Annotated in this window: 2 protein-coding genes and 1 pseudogene; all 3 read right to left on the reverse strand. The window is 68.2% G+C overall.

The genetic code is table 11. The features are described from left to right. Nucleotides 1-1,014, reverse strand: a pseudogene (locus ACWEO7_RS39145) (ABC transporter permease); the annotation flags it as partial. Beyond that, nucleotides 1,011-1,925 carry an ABC transporter ATP-binding protein gene (locus ACWEO7_RS39150; RefSeq protein WP_452430859.1) on the reverse strand — a complete coding sequence of 305 codons (915 nt, stop codon included), beginning with the start codon at nucleotides 1,923-1,925 and terminating at the stop codon, nucleotides 1,011-1,013. The gene ACWEO7_RS39150 and the pseudogene ACWEO7_RS39145, both read right to left, overlap by 4 nt. A gap of 287 nt (nucleotides 1,926-2,212) precedes the next feature. Beyond that, on the reverse strand, nucleotides 2,213-2,536 hold a 324-nt coding region (locus ACWEO7_RS39155), incomplete at its 5' end, for a PfkB family carbohydrate kinase (protein ID WP_452430861.1).

The following is a 2,536-nucleotide window of genomic DNA, read 5'->3' on the forward strand; positions in this document are numbered from 1 at the left end:
GTAGGCGGCGATTTCGGGGTTGTCGGCCAGGTAGTCGTCGATGCTCTCGGTGAACGAGCCGTAGGCGGCCCCCAGCGCGAACACGCCCACGGCCCATCCGGCCAGCGAACCGCGCTGCAATCGCCAGGCCAGGCCCAGCGGCGAGCCCAGCGCCCAGGACGCCGTCGCGCGCCCGGTGCCGTAGGGAAGGAGTCCGGCGCCGAAGTCGCGCCGGTCCAGCAGAGCTAAGGCCAAAGCGGTCAGCGCGACAGACGCGGCGGCGAACAGCGGCAGCGCCCACCAGCGGTCGCCTGCGTAGGGGTAGCTGCGCTGGGCCCACCCGATCGGCGATAACCAGGAGGTTGCCCCGCTGCCCACATCGCCGATCGCTCGCGCCACGTAGGCGGCCGCCACAGCCAGCCCGACCACCCCGTAGACGCTGCGCGGATTCTCGAAGATCTGCGCGGCGACGGCGGTGACAGCGGCGAACGTGACGCCCACGCCCCCGGTGACCACGCCCAGCAGGAGTGAGCCACCCGCCGGAAGTCCAGTTCCGACGGCGGCGGCGAAGAGCACCAGAACGACGGCGATATCGGCCAGCCCCGCCAGTGTCAGCGCGGCGACGGCGGGAGCCCGGCGCCCCACCCGCGCCGAGCGGAGCAGTTCCGCTCGCCCGGTCTCCTCGTCCGAGCGAGTATGCCTGCCGACCAGGAACATGTTCATCAACGCGACCACGACCGCCAGATACGCGAGTATCTCGAAAACGATCTCTCCGCCAATGCTCGTCAGCAATTGGGTCGGCCCGCCCATGGCGACGGCAGCAGCACTGGCACTCACCGTCTCACGCAGCTGCCCTAGTTTCTGCGGTGTGTCATAGAAGCGCTGACTACCGACCGACTGTAAGGCGAGCAGCGCGGCGGCGCCGAGCAGCCAGCACGGCAGCGAGAACCGCTCGCGCCGTAGCGCGAAGCACAGCAGCGTGCCGGCCCCGGAAAGCTGTGCTCGCGGTATCGGTCGCGAAATCGTCGTGCTCACCGGCTCTCCTCCCTTGCAGAGGCCGAAGCGGCGCCGTAGTGGCGCAGGAAGATGTCCTCGAGTGTGGGGGGCGTGCTGGTCAGGCTGCGCACGCCCAGATCGGCGAGTACGCGTGTCACGGCGTCGAGGTGAGCACTGTCGACGTCGAACCGCGCCCGAGTGCCGTTGCGGACGAGGTCGTGCACTCCCGCCACCGCGTCCAGACCCGTCAACGGCCGGATGGTTTCGACAGTGATCGTGGTGCGAGTCAGATGCCGCAGCTCGGACAAGGTGCCGCTTTCCACGGTGCGCCCACGCCGGATGATGCTCACCCGATCGCACAGCGCCTCCACCTCGGCCAGAATGTGACTGGACAGCAGGACGGTCCTGCCCTCGTTCTTCGATTCCGCAATGCAGCGCTGAAATTCGGCTTCTTTGAGCGGGTCGAGGCCAACGGTCGGTTCATCGAGCAACAGCAGTTCCGCGTCGGAGGCCAGCGCCGCGACGAGCGCGACCTTCTGCCGGTTGCCCCTCGAGTAGGCACGCGCCTTCTGGTGTGGATCGAGATCGAATCGCTCCAGCAAATCGGCGCGGCGACGCTGGTCGATGCCGCCGCGCAGACGGCCCATCAAGTCGATGACCTCGCCGCCGGTGATACCAGGCCAGAGGAGGACCTCACCGGGGACATAGGCCAATCGTGCGTGCAGGGCGACCGCGTCCGACCACGGATCACCGCCGAGCATCCGCACAGTCCCGGAATCCGCACGCAGTAGTCCCAGAAGAATACGAATTGTCGTCGTCTTACCCGAGCCATTCGGCCCCAGAAACCCATGGATCTCACCGGTACCTACGGTCAGGTCCAGTCCGTCGAGCGCCTTCGCGGGACCGAACGATTTCCTCAGGCGGGCGATAGATATTGCAGGCTCGGTCATCGCGGCGACCCCTCCACCCGGCTCGGCCGGATTGCCTCGCCGAACGCGGGTCCGATCCGATCCGCCAACCTGATGTCCTCGTTTTTCCGCACGGCTTCTCCTTCCCTCGCTGCTTGTGGGCTATATCAGCGCGCGGCGGCACGGCTCACGGGCGGAGCAGGACATCGACTTGAAGTCCGAAGGCCGAATCTCCCGCACTCGGTCGGCGGCCGGATGGCCGCTGTGCCTTGATGCCGGGACCCGGGCTCTATCGATGTACCCGGCTCTGGGGATCTCATCAGCGCGGGCTATGGCAGCCGTGGAGCCGTCGGTCGTGCCAGGTCGCCGACCCCGGCCGTGGAATTGCTGTCACGCAGCTGTTGTCGATACAGCTGCGCGATGTGCTCGCAGCGGCCGGGTCCGGTACCGGTTGTGGCGAGCGCCGCAGTCGCCGCCGCGATACCCAGACGCACGGCGTCGGCCAGTTCGTATCCGCGGGCGAGTCCCACCGTGACGCCCCCGACCATTGCATCGCCGGCCCCGATACCGCTGCGCACCCGCGCCGGGATCGGCGCGAACCATTCGTGCGATTCCCGCGTCACCACAAGGGCGCCGGCGGCGCCGAGGGACAG

Source organism: Nocardia sp. NPDC004260 (assembly GCF_053603155.1).